Source organism: Bacillus cereus group sp. Bce019, assembly GCF_051781745.1.
Classification (GTDB): domain Bacteria; phylum Bacillota; class Bacilli; order Bacillales; family Bacillaceae_G; genus Bacillus_A; species Bacillus_A cereus.
On record NZ_JBPWJX010000243.1, the window covers coordinates 1 to 253 of the forward strand.

The window sequence follows — 253 nt, forward strand, 5'->3', positions numbered from 1 at the left end:
GGTAGGCGTTGTCGCGGTAGTTGCCCGTGTCGGTGGGCTGCTTCTTGAAGTCCTTGAAGCCCTTGGGCAGCGGAAAACTGTCCGCGTCCAGGTAGGAGGCGCCAAGCTGGTAGTACCAGGAGCCCAGGTTGCCGCCCAGGTTCACGGCGGCCTTGCGTTCGCCGCCTGCGCCTGCGCCGATGCGTGCATCGCCCTCGAACGATTTGACGGGCTTGCGCGTGACTAGGTTGATGGCGCCGCCCAGCGTATTGGG

General features: G+C 65.2%; 1 protein-coding gene. It reads right to left on the reverse strand.

Annotation, left to right across the window (positions count from 1 at the left end):
• A partial coding sequence (locus tag ACS2QP_RS28195) for a hypothetical protein (RefSeq protein ID WP_438883128.1) occupies positions 1 to 253 on the reverse strand: 253 nt, incomplete at both ends.